Genomic DNA, 20,506 nt, shown 5'->3' with positions numbered 1-20,506 from the left:
TTCAGTCTGATTGTATTTTTTTCTGATTATTCAAATCTGTAACCCGATTCATCATCGAGTCTCTTTCTGTCTTCAGGGCTCATTCTGTTTCTGAGAAGACGAATTGTATAGCCGCCCTGTAAAATGTCGTGATCAAAATACATCCAATCTGAAATTTCATTTTTTTCGATTTCCACAACCTCATCCTGTTTCACTTCTTTGGTGTGGAGAGGAGGGCTGTTGATAATTCCTACATACTTGTTCTTTTCCTTAGAAAATAAGACAGGGGATATCCAGATAAATTCATCCCCTTCGTTACTTCGGAATGCTTTTTTTATGGCAAAATTTTTAAAATCAGGATTCTCACTTTTTATAGCTGTTTCGAATTTGTCAAAGGTTTTCTTTGCTGTTTTAATTGCAGCTACCATTTCTTTGTCGGCAGCAGCCACTTCATATACAGAGTTTTCAAACGATTTTTCCTTTCCTGCATTATTTTTCTCTTTGTTACTCACCGACTGGCCTGTACAAAATGCAAATAATAATACAGATAATATGATGAATATACTCTTACTCATGTTACTAAAATTAAGGCATTATAGTTAAATTTTCAGATTTACTTTCCAATATTAAATTCTCCTGTGACTTCATAAGAGACCAAATTAGCATTATTAATAAATTTTCTGGCAGATAATCCGGGTTGATAGACCTCTGTAAAATCTTCTTTATGCTTTTTAGCCAGTATTTTTTTCTCAAACTTTTTTGATTTTCCTTCATACCGTTCCGTAAAATGGATGGTATCATTTTTAATACTTCCATTAACGTAATAGTAGGTTTCCTTATAGGGGCTTTCTCTGCTTTTCCTTGTCTTAATGATATTGCCCGCTAACTCATAATCGCCGAAATATTGAAGATTAATGGGCTGCAATACTTTTACAACTCCGTTTTCCGGAAAACTTAATATCTTTCCATCCATATCCAGATCCACTGTACTCATACAGAAAGTTTCCTCGTCAGAATAGACGACAAATTGTACTGAAGCAGGAGTGATATAATGGATATATACTTTGTTTACTTTTAAATAAGGGTTAGATTCCAGTCTTAGCTTTTTCTCGTAAAATAAAAAATCACCATAATAAGCACTGAAAATACTGTCATTCAATTCTTTGAACGGAATTTTTTGAGCATTTAAATATTCTTTGAATGCTGCATTCCTTTCATCTTTATATTGTTTTTGTTTTTTGGTCTGGCTGTTACAGCTTTCGAAACAAAACAAAATAAGAAGCAGAACAACTATTTTATTTATTCTCGGTTTCATTTTTTTTATTTTCATTTTCTGACTCTAATCTATAAAATTTTTGTAATTCTTTATTGGGAATATCTGCTTCAAAATATTTTTTAAGACGATTAAAATTAGGTTTACGTGAGCCATCTGAATAAACAACAAATAAATGATGAAACGTTGAATTGGGTTTTAATCTTACACTGATTTTATAATCCGTCAATCTTTCATAATATTTATCCATATCCTTCTTATACTGAATTATAGCCTCATCAAATTTACTGCGGTCTTTGTAGTCGCTTTCTATAGGCTCTTTGGGTTTCTTGGGCTCGCTGGGGAAATCAATTGCATTATGCATATTGTTAGACGGCCAGAAGGTACCATACCCAAATTTGGTTCTGGTATTCAGATTTCCCTGTGCATCTGTAAAAGAGAACGTTTCCTGACCGCGGTTTAATAATAAATCAAATAATCTTTGGGTATCATAGTTTTGCCCGTCGATATTCTTATCCAGATTATACGGATTTTCATTATTGGATTTACCATAATACAGATCGAAGGCATAGGCCATATTAATTTTATCCGTAATCTTTGCCTGGACATTTACCCCTGCGGACCAGTATTGATCAGAATCCATTCCAAAGAATAAAGGTGGTTTAAAGATATCATTGTAGGAAGAGATCATAAAATTTCCTACTTTTATAGATGAACCGCCAATAATCTGATGCCGGTGAGGAGTGTCAAATTTATTATACTTGTCCTGTAATCTTTTTCCGTTTTTATCATATTCGCTGGTTACTCTTCCTGAGCTCAGAACCCCTGTTGATCCTAAAGTAAAAGCATATTCGTAAGGGTTATTTACCCCTGAGCCCGAGAACTGGTTGAATAGATTCATATTAAGCGAATTTCCGGTTTTATAGCCTAATGTGATGGCTGGTGTTCCACTTAAAGTAACCAGATGCCGGCTCATAGGAGAGGTTCCGGGAGTACCATATCCGTAATACGTAAGAGCAGCATTAAAGCTTGGCATCACACCAAAATTACCCATTTTGATCTGTTTGGAAATGCCTGCGTATAAACTTGCGGAGAACCCGCCTCCGAGACTAAAACTGAATTTCATTCCGATATTAAAAGGCGGATCTCCAGGGCCTTCTTCAGAACTATTAGCAGAGGGATCAGGTGCTTCATAATATCCATCAAAGTTTCCTGCGCTGGGGCCTCCTCTTTCTTTTTCCCTTTCCCGGAAGTAATAGTTGTCAGGTGGAGGAGGAGGTGCTTCCGTTTCACCTTCTGGTTTTGGAAAACTGATATCCAGATTTCCTTTATAGGTTGGGGATTCCAGCTTTGCAATAACTACTGTAGATTCTCCGGAAGCATCAAATCTGAAAAGATCATAATCATAGGTGTCAAAATTATCCTTTTGGGGAAGACTTTCCTTTAAAACAGCATTGATGTATTGCCCATATGCTTCAGCAAGTGCTGCAATTAATTTGATTTTTTTATCGTTATCCTTTTCTATATCAGGCAGCATAGCTTCCCAAACGAGGATGTTTTTGCTTTCCTCATCATAAAAAGCTTTTAAGGAAGGACGGTTTTTGGTGACAACAATTGGAGGATTGGCAATTTTCCCTTCCGCAATGTCTTTATAAAACTTATAGACAATGCTTGTATTATCCGCATCAAATTGAGACGTGATCTCAGAAGCAACCATTTTGATGTGATCGTGGATATAAGAGCTTTCCAGCTTATATTCACTTTCTTCCGGTGCAGCGGGTGTGTATTTTTCAGGGTTCCCATAAATTACACCGTCTTCTTTGCCAACCTGTATTACCTTTGAGCCTATATTCTCAATCTCATCATTGGAATATCTTTTATAATTTCCACCGATGATTTTTGTAATATTTCCTTTTACAATCCTTGTCCTGCTCATGTTTTAGGTTTTAGAAATTATTACTTTTTTCTGAACTGTTGTTCTTTACGATCTTATCAGAATGCTGTTCATTGGTTCCGGCGCTTTGTGTCACGATTTTACCTTCACTCATCTCGTTTCTTTCCTGTTTTGTTTCACTGTGTACGTCGCCATCTATCATTTCTGTGAGTTTTCCGGTAATGAACATACTTGCATCACCTGTAACAGAAGTTATTTTCATGGCACCAATGCTTTGTGTTTCATTCAGGGTAACGGTTTCTGTTTTGTTCATACCCACAGTATTGCTTTGGTTAGCCATTACATTGGTGGTCATATTTTGCCCTACATTGATGTCAAGATTGGCTCCTACATTGAAAGTCATGTTTTGGGGAGAAGTTACTGTAATATTTCCTTTTCCATCCATAAAATAGATATTACCGCTGGGATCTTCAATATGAATACTGCCTTCGGTATCGTTAAAAATAACCCTGTTACCACTGCGGGTCTGTATAGATTTGATGTGATTATTTACTCCGCCGCCTAATCCAACGCCTCCGTGAAACATTCCGCCCATAGCAAAAGGAAAGTCGGGATGATGGTATTCAAAACCAACCATTACCTGATCACCCACTTCCGGAATAGCCACAAATCCTCTGTTTTGTGTGATCATATCTGTACCTCCCGCATCAGGGCTCATCATCCGGATGAAATAGGTAGTATCGTTGAGCTGCCAGTCAAACTGTACCTGTATCCGTCCCTGATTCAGGGGGTCTGTATTGGAAACAACGGTTGCAATCTGTGGCTCTGCATGAGGAAGTTTAAATTCCGGGGCAGGAATATATCCGGTTCCTTCAGCAATGGCTTCAAAAAATCCTGTGTAATACCCTCTGGCATCTACTTCGTGGGTAGCTTCTGTGATCATCAGTTTGGTGAAGTAAGAAGTGTCATTCGTGTTGGATTTTCTCATGTTAATATCTGTTGTACAGCCTGGATACAGAAACGGAACGGTAGTGTTTCCGGAAACCGTAAAAACTTCTACAGCCGCACTTCCTGCTATACTTTTTTGGGTGTCGTCCACATTTAAATACATGTTGGCATTGGCAGGGGAAGGTGTTAATGACCGGGTTTTAAAGATGCCCTCATTCAGCTCATATGATTTTGACGCAAGATGTCCCAAATGTTTAATATTTGCGGTAGAACTTGTCAGTTTCTCATTTTTACTGCTGTTATATCCGAAAAATTCAGGTTTGGTATGAATGGCCTTCAGCTTAACATTGACGTCATTTACATTGCTGCCATAGATCAGTTGTATAGATTGCTCACCGGAAGGAAGCTTTCCGAAATGTAATATCTCGCCATCATAATAAAATTGTTCACCATAGGTTTCTGCCAGCCTTGCAAGATAATTATAATGGGTTTCCTTGTATTGTGCACTATAGTTAATCTGGCTTGCATTTTTTGCATTTATTGTATAATCGTATTTAGAGCCAAGGGTTTCTTTGAAAATTTTGTCGGCAATAATTGATGTATTAACGGGCTGGTCACCTCCGAAACTTTGGGTGTGATAGGCCGAATCCATCAGAATGGTGGGACTTTTTCCTTTCAGAACAATATTGCCAAGGCTCATTTTTTCCTGACTGAACCCAACTTCTGTAATCAACCCTACAAATGTTCTTTCCGGGCCGTCATTTTCAATATCTTTATACTTTATGGTTACCGTAAGACGTTTTCCCAGAAATAAATAAGCATCCTGTAACTGATGATCCTGTATTTTCTCTAAAGCATCATGAGCCAGTATAAGTTCAAAGTCATGATGACTTCTAATGCTTTGTCTCAGCCGGAAATGCTTGAAGTATTTTATAATTTTACCTTCAATAACAATGTCAAGGTTAACGATACGGTTGATTCCCGAAATTTCATTCTCTGAAATCTTTTCTGAATTCGAGCTGTTTTTTTTCATGGTATAGTGCGTTTTGGTAGTAATTCTTTAAAGTTAGAAATATTATCTTGTTTAGAATTAATACTTTTGGAAAAATATGAAAAGTGTCGTACTTCTACGATTTTACCATGACTACCTGACATACAATCTCATCCTTGCCTCATATTCGGGTTTCAGCTTCAATAGTTTCCATATTTTTTTATCATCCGGATTGCTGATGCGGTAAAATATAATCTTGTCTGCGGAATACTTAAAATAGGGATGACTTTTCAGCCATTCTTCAGGAGCATCAGTTAAAGTATATTTAGGAACTTCCGAAGAATTAAGAGGGCAGATGGAAACCAATTTCTGAACTCTGTCTTTATCAATATTATAAGTTTCAAGGATTTGTTCTTTAGTGATAAAACCTCCCAGTTTTCTGCGGAAGCCAATAATATATCCTGCACTTTTTTCATCCAGACCAAATTCTATGAGCTGTTTAAAACTGATCGTATTCAGATCGGTTTTTGAAAAATCAGTCTTTTCCTGTTGTCTTTCCTCTTTTTTGACAGGTACAAAGCTTAGTTTGATATAAGGTTTTATTTCCCGGAATTTTTCAGGGGAGATAACAAAACACTTTTGAATATCCTCAAGATTTTTGAAACTTCCATGAAGATTCCGGTCACGGTAATTAACGATTGTTGAAGCCTGTTTCTCAGAAAAACCAAGTGCTTTCCATCCGTCCTGATTTAAGATGTTAGAATCAAAAATGCGGTATTGGATATTGGCTTTTACAGCATCATTTCTCCCTGAATTTTTGAAATGATCCGGAGTTTTTGAGGGAAGCAGCAGATACGGTTCAAGTTTACCATACACCTCATCGGAAATAATAAAGCATTCTTTAAATTTTTCCTTACTGATAAAGCTTCCACCCAGGTAATTTCTGTATTTTACAATAGCCTGGGCCTGTTTTTCACTGAAGCCCATCTGTTCCCAGTTTCCGGCAGAAAAGTGGTCCGGATTGAATTGTTTGGAAATACTGATTTCTTTCTTTCCAAAATATTTATAATGCTTGTTATTCGTTTCCGAAAGCAGAAGATAAGGCTCTAATACTGCGAATTTTTCAGGAGAAACGGCATAACATTTTTTGAACTGCTCTTTGGAGGAGAACTGGCCGCCAATCATCTTTTTATAATTAAGAATCGTCGCTACCTGTTTCTCTGAAAAACCTAGCTTCTGCCATTGTTTTTCATCTAAAGAATTGGGGTCAAAATCAGACAGGCTGGCGGAAACTGAAGCCTCAGATATGAATCGGACCTTTGGGAAATCCGTTTTTTCTTGGTTTATATATTGCTGAAAAGCCATAAGGACAATCAGCAGCATTCCCATGAATGCAAGCTTGCGGTAATAACTTTTTCTCATCATACCATAAACTTATTAATAAAAACAAGTTGAGGCAATGGGAAACAATAAAGTGAATGCTTTTATAATACAGATATACTAGAACTACTGGAAATTATAAATCAAAACATGGTGGCATTGTGAAATAATTCAATACCAGTGGTTTGCATTTTTTTGCTGAAAAGATAAAGAGTGCTGTGGATATAAAAAAGATGAGGTTTTACTCCGGTTGATCTGCCAGAGAATCCTTCAGTTTAATAAGCTCGGCCTTCACAAATTCCAGACGGTCAATTAAGGTAACGGTTTCAGATATTTTGCTGTTGGTCGTCAAAGCTACCCTTGCGCCATCCAGAGTATATCCTTTTTCTTTAACCAGGTGATAGATCATCTGAAGATTTTTGATGTCTTCCGGAGTGAAGTAACGATTCCCTTTTTTGTTTTTCTTAGGCTTGATTATAGGGAATTCCTGCTCCCAATAGCGTATTAATGAAGTGTTTACGTCAAATGCTTTTGCCACTTCTCCAATGGAATAATACAGCTTATCAGGTAGATTTATTTTCATGTGATGAATCCTAAAGTCCAAAGATAAAAATTTTTCAAAAACAGATGCAAATATCTGGGATCAAATCTCTCTCAAAATATATTCTCAACGCCGATTCAATCCATTTTTATTAATAAACCTCAGTCTGGGATAAGGGTTTCTGATTTATATAGGTTTGAAGCAGGGAGCTGGAAGAGAGAAGATATGAATGTCATCAATAATAGTTGTTTATCTTTTTAAGTAAATTTGATTTTACAGCGGCTTTTATTAGATATAATCCAACGTAACTTCCATCCTTTGTGATAGAAGAGGGGGTAATTGCCGGTTCTTTTTTGTGAAAACTTGTGTTTTGACTTTGTTTATATTATTTTTATACCATAAAATAGCATCACCGATCTTGTAATGAATTCTATTTCTGTTCTTCATATTGACCTTTTCCAATCCGGAAGACACTCTTCTGATTTTTATTTCAATACACTGAAGGACCATCTTATTTTAGGACACCGTCATATTGAAAAACCTCACAGGCATGATTTTTATGCAGCTGTTCTTTTTACACAGGGAACAGGAATTCATGAGATCGATTTTCATAAATATGATGTTTCAGCAGGAAGTCTTTTCTTCTTGTCTCCCGGACAAATCCACAGCTGGGAGCTTTCAGATGATATTGACGGATACATCTTTTTTAGTTCACAGGAATTTTATGAAATGCATTATGTGAACCAGAAACTTAGGAATTTTCCATTCTTCGGTTCCGTATCTTTTCCAAGAAAACTTCAACTGGATCTTGAGGAACTTGAAAAAAAGATTCTTCTGTTTCAGGAGTTGGAAAACGAGCATCATGGAAAACTTCTTATGAAGGAAGGAAGCATTCTTTCACTCATGTCCCGGATCTTTATCAATGCTACCAGACTTTTTTCAAAAGATATTGATATGCTTTCCTCTTCAGCCGGGCTTTCTTATTTTAAGCATTATCAGGATTTTGAAGATCTTATAGAACAACACTTTACCCATGAGAAATCCATTACTTACTACGCATCTTTATTGGGAATATCTCCAAAGCACTTAAACAGGGTAGCACAGACAACAGTTCAGAAAACAGCAACAGAAGTTATTACAGAAAGAGTGGTCCTGGAAGCCAAAAGAATGCTGATGTATCTGGATGAAAGTCTTGTGGAAATTGCTTTCAGGCTGGGATACGAGGAATATTCATACTTTGTAAGAGTCTTCCGGAAAAGTTCCGGAATGACCCCTACTCAGTTTATGAGGAAATATAAGGCTTAATGGTTTAAAGTTCAATGTTCAGTGCTGTTTTCGATAAGGTTTTATGTCCTGATTATAATACCAGCTTAAATGGTCCTTCAAATGTGGTATCAAATGAATCTACGAGGATTCCCTTTTCGTCAAAAACCCCGATAACCATATTCTGTTTAGAGAGCTTAATATCCTTTTCAGGAAAAGAAATGTTGATGTTACCCTTTAGAATTTCATCACCTTTCAGAATAATTTTTTCAGACCCGAAATAGGTGATTTCCGCATTGGAAGGACTGATCACTTTGATGTAGAGCGTTTTTTTCTCATTGGATTTATTTAAGAGGGTATAAATAAATGTATTCGTTATTTTCCCGTTTTTAACAAAGAAAGTAGAGCCTGCAGGTTTAATGAACTTGGCTTCCATAGATCCGCGGTCGTACATTAAAAATCCAAGGAACCCAATAAGCAAGGCAAGAATTACAGTAGTGGCTTTCATTCTTGGCGTAAATTTGAACTTCTCCTGGTTTTCAATCTCAGATTCTGTGGCATAACGAACCAGTCCTTTAGGAAGTCCTACTTTTTCCATTACCTCATCACAGGCATCAATACAGGCTGTACAGTTCACGCACTCCAGTTGCTGTCCGTTTCTGATATCAATACCGGTAGGGCACACCACTACACATTGATGGCAGTCGATACAGTCTCCTTTTCCTGCTGCCTTCCGGTCTTCATTGTTTCTCCATTTTGAACGGCCTTCCCCTCTTCTGAAATCATAATAAACATTGATGGTCTGCTTATCGATCAGTACCCCCTGAAGTCTTCCGTATGGACAAACCAGTGTACACACCTGTTCGCGGAGCCATGCAAAAACAAAGTAGAAGGTCAGCGTGAAAAAGATCATCGTGATAAACTTTAAAGGATGCTCGGAAGGTCCCTCAATCATAATCTGGAAAACCTGTTCATACCCTACAATATACATGAACATAAACGTAGAGATGATTAATGAAATCAAAAGAAATACACTCCATTTTGTTACTCTTTTTCTGATCTTTTCAGCATCCCATTCCTGTCTGTCCAGTTTCATCTGCTTGTTCCGGTCACCTTCTATCCAGTATTCAATTTTACGGAAAACCATTTCCATAAAAAGGGTTTGCGGACAAAGCCAGCCGCAGAATATTCGTCCGAAAACTACGGTAAACAGCATCACAAAGATGACGGAAGTTACAGCTCCCAGAGCGAGAATAAAGAAATCCTGAAGATAAAAAGGCTGTCCTAAAATGAAAAATCTCCTGTCAATCACATTAATCAGCAGAAAAGGATTACCGTTTATTTTGATAAAAGGAAGTCCGAAAAACAAAGCCAGCAGGGCATAGCTGGTATAATTCCTGTAATTGGTATATTTTCCTTTGGGCTTTCGTGGAAATACCCATTTTCTTTTCCCGGTTTCATCCATGGTTCCCACCGAATTTCTGAATTCTTCATTTTCTATTTCGATGAACTTGCTGTTGCCTGATTCTGCACTCATTGCTTTACTTTATTAAATTGAAAAAGTAGTAAGGGAATATTTAAGGCCGGATCAAGTTGTTTTCAGTCAGTTTTTATAAGGGAAAATTTCGTTGATCTCCTACCTCTGCAAAGGTCCGGATTAAACTTTTTGAGTACTAATATTATCTACTTCCAGAATAGGACAATTGAGACATTTTTGTTTTTTAAATTGAGATTAATCAAAATGAGAAAATAGGTTGGGAGACTGTTTCTGATATCGTAAATTGCATCTTTAAAAATGAAGTATGAAAAATATCTGCAGAATAGTTCTGATTGGTTTGGTTTTCGCATTGATAAACTGTCAATCTGTAAATAATAGCAACATGTTTTATGATGGGGTACAGCCTGAAAAAATTTCAGACCAGTTCAGTTTTACGGAAGGTCCTTCATCCGATAAAGAGGGAAATGTGTATTTCACGGACCAGCCTAATGATAAAATTTACCTGTGGGACTGGAAAACCAATCAGGTGACTTTGTTTCTCGATAAAACAGGACGAGCCAACGGAACCCATTTTGATAAAGATGATTTTCTGATTACCTGTTCCGATGAGCAGGGCGAAATGTGGAAAATCTCAAAGGATAAAAAAGTGGAAATTCTGTTTAAAGGTTTTGAAGGAAAACGCCTGAACGGCCACAACGATATCTGGAATGATGCTTTTGGAGGAATGTATTTTACAGATCCTCTGTATGAAAGAGATTACTGGACGGATTTCAAACAGGAGCTGCCGCACAAAAGTCTCTATTACAGAAATAAAAATGGAAAAATCAGCAAATTAGAAACCTTTACCCAACCCAATGGAATCGCAGGAAGTGAAACGATCAGGAAACTGTATATTTCAGATATAGACGCTGGAAAAACCTATGAATATGACATTCTTGGCGAAGGCAAATTATCCGAGAGAAAACTATTCTGTGAAATGGGCTCCGATGGGATGACCCTGGACAAACATGGAAATCTTTACCTGACGGGTGATGGTGTACATGTCTTTAACCGTAAGGGGAAAAAGATCTATCACATCCCGATTCCTGAAAAATGGACTTCTAATGTAACTTTCGGAGGAGAAAATAATGATGTTTTATTCATCACAGCATCAAAATCAGTGTATATTTTACCAACAAAAGTACGGGGAGTGAAATAACCTTTAAATTCGGTTGAAATTTTTTTAAACTCCAACTTTCTATCGGAATCGATGATAACCTGTAATTTTTATAGAGTTTATTCAATAGAGGCGGACTTTAGTCCGCCTAAATAATAAAAAATAATCCATTTGGCTTTAGCCAAAACTTATACAGCCAATTTTTAAAATCACAATACATAAAAATTAGGTATTCGTGTCAATAAAGGACACATGAGTTTTGAAAATCTACAAATTCTATTGGCCTCTGAATAAAAGATCTGCCTAATCAAGATCAGCGAGCGATCTGAAAATAAAAAAATCGTGTATTCATGGCACCCACAAAAAAATGTGCAAACTTTCCTAAATAAAGTTTGCACATCAATATCTCAAAATGGCTAAATCTTTTGCGTCTTTGCAAATACCTTTTAATAGGCAACCTCCATTTTTACTTTCTTGCCTTTCAGTTTCTCGTTCTGAAGTTTTCTTAAAACAGCATTCACCTTATTTCTGGCAACAGCAACATAGGATGTGGTATCTTTTACTTCGATAACCCCAACATCTTCTTTCTGTAGCTCTCCTTTTTTAAGTAAATATCCTACAATATCCACCTTATTTACTTTATCTTTTTTTCCTGCACTGATGTAAATTGTCTGGAAAGGCGTCTTCTGAGGGGCCTTGTCAAATCCCGTAACGCTTTCTTCCGGAGTATTGCTTTTAATGAAGGGAAAGTTTTCATCTTCAGTCATAATCAGATAAACAAAACCTTTGGCATTCATCCTTGCCGTACGTCCGTTTCTGTGAATAAAAGCATCTTCTTTTGGAGGCAGCTGATAATGAACAATGGATTCCACTTCCGGAATATCAAGTCCGCGGGCAGCAAGATCGGTGGTGATAAGAATTCTGGCCGAATCATTTCTGAATTTCAATAAGGCGCGTTCTCTTTCGTCCTGTTCCATTCCGCCGTGGAAGGTTTCCCTGTCGATTCCCATTTGATGAAGAAGCTCTGAAATACGGTCCACAGCCTCGCGGTGATTACAGAAAATAAGGGTTCTTTTATTTCCTATTTTACAGATTAAATGAAACAATGTATCCAGTTTTTCCTCCGAAATGGTCATTACTTTTCGTAACTGAATATCCGGTTTTACTTCACTTAACTTTAAAAAGTCAATCGTTTTCTCATTTTTTAAGCCTGTAAACTTTGGAATCTCGTCCATGGCTGTGGCTGAAGTTAAAATTCTTTGTGAAAGACCTTTTAGTGAACCTGCTATAAACTCCATATCTTCATGGAAGCCCAGCTCCAGGGCTTTGTCAAATTCATCAAGAACTAAAGTCTGAATGCTTTTCGGATCAAAATTATGATTTCTCACATGATAAGCAACTCTTCCGGGAGTTCCGATTAAAACAGCAGGAGCTTCAATTAAATTATTGACCTCAATCTTTTTATCATGTCCGCCATAACAAACAGAAACCTTAAAATCTGTTCCCATTGTTTTGAAAACCTGTTCAATCTGTAGAGCCAGCTCTCTTGCCGGAACTAATATTAAGGCCTGAACCCCCTGGGCATTTTTTTTCAGATTCCTGAGAACCGGAAATAAAAAAGCAAGAGTTTTCCCGGAACCTGTAGGGGAGAGCAGGACGATGTCCGTATTATTCTCAGAGGCGTTGTATGTGGATTTCTGCATCTGATTCATATCCTGAATCTGCAGTTTTTGATAAATTGATTCTAATTCCATGGTGCAAAGGTAGTGATTTGAAGAGTAGATTTTATAAAGAGTCAATAGTGAATGCTCAATCCGCTTCGCTTGTGAATTTTTGATGTTGTAATCATTGACATTTCACTTGCGCAGCAAAATTCACAATTCATCCTTCTCTAGATCAGTCGTTTACAGACTGTAAAGGTCAGGGTGGAAATATTGCTTATCTCAAATAAATTTTATATCTTTGCACCCACTTTTGTGGCGAAAAGGTTTGATGAGTAAATTACTTATAATTAATTACTTCCGTATTTTTTAATCCGCATTTATTCAAACCGTTAAAAAAGAAGGAATACAAATTTTTATTAGAAAATGTCAAAAGAGACAAATTCAGCAGAGGTTTTATTAAACCAAAACGTAGCACCAGAACAATTTGATTGGGATTCTTTCGAATCAGGTCTTGATGCAGATGCGAGAAAAGAAAAAAGCGATTTAGAAGAAATCTACAACGGATCTTTAAACAACCTGGACGATAATGACGTTTTAGTTGGTAAAGTTGTAAGATTAACTGACAAAGAAGCTATCGTAGACATCAACTTCAAATCTGAAGGTGTTATCTCTCTAAACGAATTCCGTTACAACCAAGGCCTTAAAGTAGGTGACGAGGTAGAAGTAATGGTTGACAAGAGAGAAGACAAAACCGGACAATTACAATTATCTCACAGAAAAGCTAGAACGCTTAAAGCTTGGGATAAAGTAAACGAACTTCACGAAACTGGAGAAATCGTTAACGGTTTTGTTAAATCTAGAACTAAGGGTGGTATGATCGTTGACGTTCACGGAATCGAAGCATTCTTACCTGGTTCTCAAATTGACGTTAAGCCAATTAAAGATTACGATCAGTTCGTAGGAAAAACTATGGAGTTCAAAGTTGTGAAAATCAACCCTGAGTTCAAAAACGTAGTAGTTTCTCACAAAGCATTGATCGAAGCAGATATCGAAGGTCAGAAAAAAGAAATCATCGCTCAGCTTGAAAAAGGTCAGGTTCTTGAAGGTACTGTTAAGAATATTACTTCTTACGGTGTATTCATTGACTTAGGAGGTGTTGATGGATTGATCCACATTACAGACCTTTCTTGGTCTAGAGTGAACCACCCATCTGAAATCCTTGAGGACGGACAGACTGTAAAAGTTGTAATCCTTGATTTCGATGATGAGAAAACAAGAATCCAGTTAGGTATGAAGCAATTAGAAGCTCATCCTTGGGATGCTCTTTCTGCTGACATGAAAGTTGGAGATAAAGTAAAAGGAAAAGTAGTAGTTCTTGCTGACTATGGTGCATTCGTAGAAATCGCTCCAGGTGTTGAAGGATTAATCCACGTTTCTGAAATGTCTTGGTCTACTCACTTAAGATCTGCTGGAGATTTCGTAAAAGTAGGTGATGAAGTAGAAGCTGAAGTATTAACTTTAGATAGAGAAGAAAGAAAAATTTCTCTTGGTATCAAGCAATTGTCTAAAGATCCATGGGAAAACATTGAAGCTAAGTATCCAGTAGGATCTCAGCATGTAGGAACGGTAAGAAACTTCACTAACTTTGGTGTATTCGTAGAGTTAGAAGAAGGTATCGACGGATTAATCTACATCTCTGATCTTTCTTGGACTAAGAAAATCAAGCACCCATCTGAATTCTGTGCAGTAGGTGATAAATTAGATGTTGTAGTTCTTGAGCTAGATATCCAGGCTAGAAGATTATCTCTAGGTCACAAGCAATTGACTGAAAACCCATGGGATAAATTCGAAACTAAATATGCTGAAGGAACGATCCACGCTGGTAAAGCTGTAGAAGTTCACGATAAAGGAGCTTCTGTACAATTCGAAGATGCTGAGGTTGAAGCATTCTGCCCTTCAAGATTATTAGAGAAAGAAGATGGATCTAAAATCAAGAAAGGTGAAGATGCTCAATTCAAAGTAATTGAATTCAACAAAGAATTCAAGAGAGTTGTAGTTTCTCACACAGGGATCTTCAGAGACGAAGAAAAGAAAAACGTTAAAGAATCTTCTTCTAGAAACGTATCTTCTTCTTCAAACAACGAAGAAAGATCTACTCTTGGAGACATCGATGCATTAGCAGAGTTGAAAAGAAAAATGGAAGAAGGTAAATAATCTTTGAACCATTGATAAATATTGAGCCGCTCATTTGAGCGGCTTTTTTTGTTTTATATTTTTCAGGAGCTTTTTCCCGCTATCCACTCATACTCCTCACGCCATGGCTTCCCTTGGCCTGAGTCCTTCACTTCTCCATTAATGTTGCGGGGTAACCGTTACTATCGGGGCTATCTGTAATGACGGAATAAACCTGTTAGGTTTGCGAGTAGACTTGAATAAAAATAACATCTATTTTCTCAGGATTAAACCTTCGTTTTTGAACTTGGACTTTGAATATTTTTAATTTTTTTCTAATTATGTTAAAATATTTCACCAATTAAGGAAATTATGTTATTTTTAGCCAGCTAAAACAAACTTTTAACTATGAAAAAAACATTTTTATTTTTATTCATGGCATTCATGATGTCGTGGAGTGGTCTTAAAGCACAAGGACTTGATTACATTTTTATGCTGGATAACGGAAGTTCTATTACCGCTGCCGAATACGCTAACATGAAGCGGGGGGCTATTAAACTGATGGAAGAGCTTCTAGCCTGTAATAACAGAAACAGAGTAGCTGTTGTACAGTATGGAACAGGAAAGTATGGGGATACCAGCGGGACCTATAAGCCCATGATTTATATTGAATCCGATTTTACCAGCGATCAGTTTGTCGCCCAGAATTTTGACAGACGCTTGGATTTCGGAGATCTTTTTAATGAATCCTTAGGAATGATTGGCGATGCACTTGACGGAAATCCCAATGCTAATATTATGAGTCCTCAGACAACTTTAGGGCTGGTGCAGGATCTTAGAGTGGTTGTATTTACTGACGCAATGAGAAATCTGGGTAGTGCTCTTACAGGCTCTTATCTTGTGAACTCTAGCAGCCCGGCCTATGGTACTACTGCAGCATTTGTGAATGAGCTGAAGTTCAAATATAGCAGAGGGGCAAGGTTTACCATGGTCCATACCAGTACAGTGATGTCTGCAATGAGGGCAGCAGCAGCTATTGCCTCGCATGGTTCAGGGGCATATTCCGGAGCGGTAGAACCTGTTCAGGGAGATCCTAATATTAACTCAACTCCAAGAACATATTTTAACAGACCTAATGGGTTTGAAGTTGGCTCTGGTGAAATGGGTTATTGGAGAGACCTGGCACAGAATATATGCGAAACGAATGGTATGGGAACCGTAGATTTCAGATACGAGCCGGGAGAATGTATAGGATATACACAAGGTGTTGGCGGATATCATCATCTTCCAGCAGGGGCTACTTTATTGAGTCTTAAGCTGGAGCTGGTAGGCTTACAGACAGGAACTGTTTTCCCTGTGCCATATAACCCTTCATTCGGACCAGGTAACTTTTTTGTCTATTATCCACAGACTTCAGACTTTGCTGCTGCTATTAATGGCGGAGCAACAGGACCGCAGAAGTTCAAATTGACAATGGAATACTCTTATAACGGTCAGACTGAAGTAGCATATGCCTGGAATAACTATCCGTTTTTTGATTATGACATTAATATGAACTGCCCAGTATTAAAGGCTGCAAAACCATCAGAAGAAAAGATGTTCAAGCTTACTCCTAACCCTACCAATGGATTATTTAAAGTAATCCTAAATAAAGAAGTTAAGTCAGGAAAGCTTGAAATCAGAGATCTGAACGGAAATACAGTCTACAATAAAGTATTACGTGATGAAAAGGAAATAAATGTAGATCTGAGTTCCCGAAAAGAAGGAGTATATGTGGTGAATGTAACGACGGATAAAAATGAAACCTATTCAGAGAAAATAATAAAGAAATAATAGGAATGTAAATAACAGAGCTGCCTGAAAAGGCAGCTTTTTTTATAAATGGCCTGATAGTGCAGAGTTAGCATAATCGTAAAAAATGATGATTAATTTTGTATGGTATAATGAGTGTTATTTTTAAAAATATTCTACTAAAACATGTATTGACTGTGAATTATTTGTAAATTAGCGCCTTTATTAGTAAAAAATGAAAAAGATAACTCTACCACTCTTATTTGCTGTATTCACAGCATTTCCTTTAACTTTGTTTTCACAGGATAATAATAATCTGATTAAAGATTATATTTCTCAAAACACAATCAGAGAATATAAAAAGTCAGACCTTACTAATTTTGTTATTGATAATATTGACCATTCAAAATCAATGAATGGGGATGTTGTCAAATTCCAGCAGACATATAACGGCCTTCCTGTATATGGTACTGCAGGAACAGCATTGGTAAGAGATCAGAAAGTTATTTATTATACTGATAACTTTATCAAAGACTATAAAGTATCTGCTTTAGCCAATGCAAGGCTGACGAAAGAAGAAGCCCTGAAGAAAATTGCAGGTGATCTGGGAAGTGAAGAAATTTCCAACCTTAAGATCATGGCTTTCTTTGAGAAAGGACCGGGAAAAATGACAGCAGCCAAACAGCGTTTGGTTTATACAGTCGATAATAACCAGGACCTGAAGCTGGCTTATGAATATTTGTTAAATGAACCAGGTACACCCAATCACTGGGATATCCTGGTAGATGCCCATGACGGCAAAATTTTAAATAAAACGAATCTTACAGTTTCATGTAATTTCAGTGAAGGGGCTTACGCTCATGATGAACATGTAGCTGCGGCATTACCTCAATACGAAGGAACTTATCATATCAATCGTACAAATTTTGTTACGCTGGCTCCAGATAATGCAACATACAATGTATTCCCTCTACCGGTGGAGGCACCAACCTTTGGTTCCAGAGCTTTGGTAAGCAACCCATGGATTCTGGCTTCTTCTCCGGAAGGATGGCATTCCAACGGTACTACCCATTATACCGTAACAAGAGGAAATAACGTGTATGCGTATGATGATAAAGATGCCAGGGAAAGTACATATGGGGTTTCTCCGGATGGAGGGGCTTCCAGAACTTTTGATTTTCCATATGATCCTAATGCATTAACATATAACAATTTATCTGCGGCCACAACCAATTTATTTTATATAAGTAACATGGTGCATGATATTTTCTATAAATTCGGATTTACAGAGTCTGCCAAAAATTTCCAGAGCAATAACTTCGGAAAAGGAGGTCTGGATGATGATGAGGTTTTTGCACAGTCTCAGGATGGAGGCGGTTTCAATAATGCTAATTTTGCCCCATATCCGGATAATTATAATCCTGTTATGCAGATGTATCTATGGCTGGCTTCAAATCGAAAACTATTCTATAGTGCACCGTCTGATGCTGTTGGTCGTAATGTAAACGCAGGAGTTGCACAGTTTGGAGTACCTGTGAATGATATAGGAATAACAGGAGATGTAAAATTGGCCAGTGTTATTGATGGCTGTACTGCTCTGCCGGCTGGTGAAATGACAGGAAAAATTGGTTTAATTGAGAGAGGAGGAACCTGTAGCTTCCCTGCGAAAGTAAAAAATGCTCAAAACGCAGGAGCAATAGGGGTTGTTATTTATAATAATGCTGCAAGTGGTTCTACATTAGGAAATATGGGAGGAACAGATACTACAATTACGATTCCTTCTATATTAATTACCAATGCTGAAGGAGAATATATCAAAACAAAATTAGCAGCCAATACCACTGTAAATATTGCCGTAAGAGCTGATACAAAATATGACGGAAGTTTTGATAATGGCATCGTTACTCATGAATATGGCCACGGGATTTCCAACAGACTTACAGGAACAGGATCTAACTGTCTGAATTCAGGAGCTGATAAAGAGCAGATGGGAGAAGGATGGTCAGATTTCTTTGCATTGATGCTGACTAACAGACCAGGGGATAATGCTTCTGTAGCAAGAGGAATGGGAACTTATCCTATCGGGCAGCAGACTAACGGAAATGGAATCAGACCATTAAAATATTCACCTGATTTTAACGTGAATTACGCTACCTATGGACATACCAACGGAATGGAATACAACAACGGTTCTGCTATAGTACCTGATGTACACTCAATTGGCTTTGTTTGGGCCACCATGCTATGGGATCTTCATTGGAAATATGTTGAAAAATACGGATATTCTTCGGATGTAACTTCCAATACACCAAACGGTAGCACCAAAGTATTACAGTTAGTAACCGATGCTCTTAAGCTTCAGGGATGTCTTCCTACTTTCATTGATGGAAGAGATGCTATTTTAAATGCGGATTTAGCCACAACAGGCGGACAGGATAAATGTATGATCTGGAGGGTTTTTGCTAAAAGAGGTCTTGGTGTCGGTGCTTCAGCAGGATCTAAAACGGATATCAATGATCAGGTGGAAAACTTTGATCTTCCTGCAGGATGTTCTGCTCTTTCCACAGAAGAAGTAAAAGCAGCTAAAAATAAAATTTCTATCTATCCGAACCCGGCTAAAGATGAATTCTACATTAACTTCCCTGGCGATATGCTTGGAAAAGTTAGTGTTGAAATTTACGATATGTCAGGAAAACTGATTTCTTCAGAAGATAAAGTTTCTCCGGATGCTAAAAAAGCCGTTTCAACCAATAAAATGGTTAACGGAACGTATATGGTAAAAGTAAAAGGCCTTGGTTTTGAATCATCATCTAAAGTGATTGTAAAGAAATAATCATCTTTTTTAATCCTATAAAAATCGCCGCAGAGAATACCTGCGGCGATTTTATTTATCTATCATGCTGACATTGCCGGCGATTTTAATTATTATATTGTAAATTTGCAGGCTGTTTTAAAAAAATTATGAAGAAGAAAAATATACTGAAAGGAGTTTTATTTGTAGGGATCGGAGCTAGTATATACGGTATGTTGGCTACATTTGTAAAGATGGCTTATAAGGATGGTTTTACCACCTCTGAAGTCACAACATCCCAATTTTTACTAGGATTAACCGGACTTTTGGTCCTGAATTTTATCCAGACCATCACCTCTAAACAAAAGTTGTCGTCTCCAAGCGGCAAAGAAGTTAGAATGTTAATGCTGGCAGGAACCTCTCTGGGATGCACCAGCCTGTTTTATTATATTGCGGTTCAGTACATAGATGTTTCCATTGCTATTGTATTACTCATGCAGTCCGTTTGGTTCAGTGTGGTGGTAGAAAGTTTTATCTCCAAAAAATTACCGAATGCAAGAAAAGTAATATCAGTAATTATTGTACTGGCAGGAACTATTCTGGCAACCAACCTGATGAATATGGAGATTGAGCTGGACTGGCATGGAATATTCTGGGGACTGATGGCTGCAGCTTCCTATACGCTGACAATGTTTACATCCAATACTCTGGCGACTCATCTTCCGGTGTTCAGGAAAAGTATTATCATGCTTTGTGGTGGTGCGGTAGTGGTATTTGCTTTCCTGTTTTTCGCACAGATCGGGCCGATGTATTCAGACAGCCTGAAGTCATTTTACCTGAATTTTACAGAGAATACAGAGCATATTCATTCTTTCAACTATTCTATATTCTGGACATATGGATTTGTACTGGCACTCTTCGGAACTATTATTCCACCAATTTTGTTCAACGTTGGATTCCCGAATGCCGGACTTGGATTAGGAAGTATTGTTTCATCACTGGAGCTTCCGGTTTCCGTGACGATGGCCTTTGTTTTACTGGGTGAGAAAGTAATATTCGTACAATGGATAGGAATTGCACTGATTCTTTTTGCTATTGTATTGATGAATCTGCCTTCCAAACAAGAATACAAAGCCGTGGAATTATCTTAAAAAATAGTAATTAA

Annotated in this window: 14 protein-coding genes; 6 read left to right on the top strand and 8 right to left on the bottom strand. The window is 37.4% G+C overall.

Features of this window, described 5'->3' with window-relative positions; all coding sequences use genetic code 11:
* Nucleotides 1–26: 26 nt before the first annotated feature.
* The 6 genes from J2Y40_RS06575 to J2Y40_RS06550 form a co-directional block, all read right to left on the bottom strand.
* Nucleotides 27–554 (bottom strand): DUF2314 domain-containing protein, encoded by a 528-nt coding sequence (locus J2Y40_RS06575; protein WP_309997910.1) that lies wholly within the window; start codon nt 552–554, stop codon nt 27–29.
* A gap of 38 nt (nt 555–592) precedes the next feature.
* A complete protein-coding gene (locus J2Y40_RS06570; RefSeq protein ID WP_309997908.1) occupies nt 593–1,294 on the bottom strand; it encodes a hypothetical protein in 702 nt (233 codons plus the stop codon).
* Nucleotides 1,275–3,188: a polymorphic toxin type 23 domain-containing protein gene (locus J2Y40_RS06565; RefSeq protein ID WP_309997906.1), complete on the bottom strand. Its 1,914-nt coding sequence runs from the start codon at nt 3,186–3,188 to the stop codon at nt 1,275–1,277. Before J2Y40_RS06565 ends, J2Y40_RS06570 begins: the two co-directional genes overlap by 20 nt.
* Nucleotides 3,189–3,198: 10 nt before the next feature.
* Complete coding sequence (locus J2Y40_RS06560; protein WP_309997904.1) at nt 3,199–5,127, bottom strand: phage baseplate assembly protein V; 1,929 nt, start codon at nt 5,125–5,127, stop codon at nt 3,199–3,201.
* Between the two features lie 111 nt (nt 5,128–5,238).
* The gene (locus tag J2Y40_RS06555) at nt 5,239–6,510 is read right to left on the bottom strand and encodes a helix-hairpin-helix domain-containing protein (protein ID WP_309997901.1); all 1,272 of its coding nucleotides are present in this window, start codon (nt 6,508–6,510) and stop codon (nt 5,239–5,241) included.
* A 196-nt stretch (nt 6,511–6,706) separates the two neighbouring features.
* Nucleotides 6,707–7,048, bottom strand: coding sequence for a MerR family transcriptional regulator (locus tag J2Y40_RS06550; RefSeq protein WP_153399464.1), 342 nt, complete (start codon nt 7,046–7,048; stop codon nt 6,707–6,709).
* A 381-nt stretch (nt 7,049–7,429) separates the two neighbouring features.
* Between J2Y40_RS06550 and J2Y40_RS06545 the strand changes: the two genes are divergently transcribed.
* Nucleotides 7,430–8,311, top strand: coding sequence for a helix-turn-helix transcriptional regulator (locus tag J2Y40_RS06545; RefSeq protein WP_153399466.1), 882 nt, complete (start codon nt 7,430–7,432; stop codon nt 8,309–8,311).
* A gap of 52 nt (nt 8,312–8,363) precedes the next feature.
* Here J2Y40_RS06545 and ccoG read toward each other — a convergent pair whose 3' ends face one another.
* Nucleotides 8,364–9,806: a cytochrome c oxidase accessory protein CcoG gene (ccoG, locus tag J2Y40_RS06540; RefSeq protein ID WP_153399468.1), complete on the bottom strand. Its 1,443-nt coding sequence runs from the start codon at nt 9,804–9,806 to the stop codon at nt 8,364–8,366.
* Nucleotides 9,807–10,071: 265 nt separating this feature from the next.
* Here ccoG and J2Y40_RS06535 point away from each other — a divergent pair, with 265 nt between their 5' ends.
* Nucleotides 10,072–10,965 carry an SMP-30/gluconolactonase/LRE family protein gene (locus J2Y40_RS06535; RefSeq protein WP_309997897.1) on the top strand — a complete coding sequence of 298 codons (894 nt, stop codon included), beginning with the start codon at nt 10,072–10,074 and terminating at the stop codon, nt 10,963–10,965.
* A 404-nt stretch (nt 10,966–11,369) separates the two neighbouring features.
* Here the strand turns inward: J2Y40_RS06535 and J2Y40_RS06530 are convergent, their stop codons facing one another.
* Nucleotides 11,370–12,677, bottom strand: coding sequence for a DEAD/DEAH box helicase (locus J2Y40_RS06530; RefSeq protein WP_309997894.1), 1,308 nt, complete (start codon nt 12,675–12,677; stop codon nt 11,370–11,372).
* A gap of 333 nt (nt 12,678–13,010) precedes the next feature.
* Here J2Y40_RS06530 and rpsA point away from each other — a divergent pair, with 333 nt between their 5' ends.
* The 4 genes from rpsA (at nt 13,011) to J2Y40_RS06510 (ending at nt 20,492) form a co-directional block, all read left to right on the top strand.
* Nucleotides 13,011–14,801 carry a 30S ribosomal protein S1 gene (rpsA, locus tag J2Y40_RS06525; RefSeq protein ID WP_076597121.1) on the top strand — a complete coding sequence of 597 codons (1,791 nt, stop codon included), beginning with the start codon at nt 13,011–13,013 and terminating at the stop codon, nt 14,799–14,801.
* Between the two features lie 366 nt (nt 14,802–15,167).
* Nucleotides 15,168–16,592: a T9SS type A sorting domain-containing protein gene (locus J2Y40_RS06520; protein ID WP_309997890.1), complete on the top strand. Its 1,425-nt coding sequence runs from the start codon at nt 15,168–15,170 to the stop codon at nt 16,590–16,592.
* A gap of 193 nt (nt 16,593–16,785) precedes the next feature.
* Nucleotides 16,786–19,383, top strand: coding sequence for a T9SS-dependent M36 family metallopeptidase (locus tag J2Y40_RS06515; RefSeq protein ID WP_309997887.1), 2,598 nt, complete (start codon nt 16,786–16,788; stop codon nt 19,381–19,383).
* 128 nt (nt 19,384–19,511) lie between these two features.
* Nucleotides 19,512–20,492: a DMT family transporter gene (locus J2Y40_RS06510; RefSeq protein WP_153399477.1), complete on the top strand. Its 981-nt coding sequence runs from the start codon at nt 19,512–19,514 to the stop codon at nt 20,490–20,492.
* Nucleotides 20,493–20,506 lie beyond the last annotated feature (14 nt).

It is taken from the genome of Chryseobacterium sp. 2987 (assembly GCF_031456375.1).
GTDB classification, from domain to species: domain Bacteria; phylum Bacteroidota; class Bacteroidia; order Flavobacteriales; family Weeksellaceae; genus Chryseobacterium; species Chryseobacterium vaccae.
This window is presented reverse-complemented; position numbering and strand designations above follow the sequence as displayed.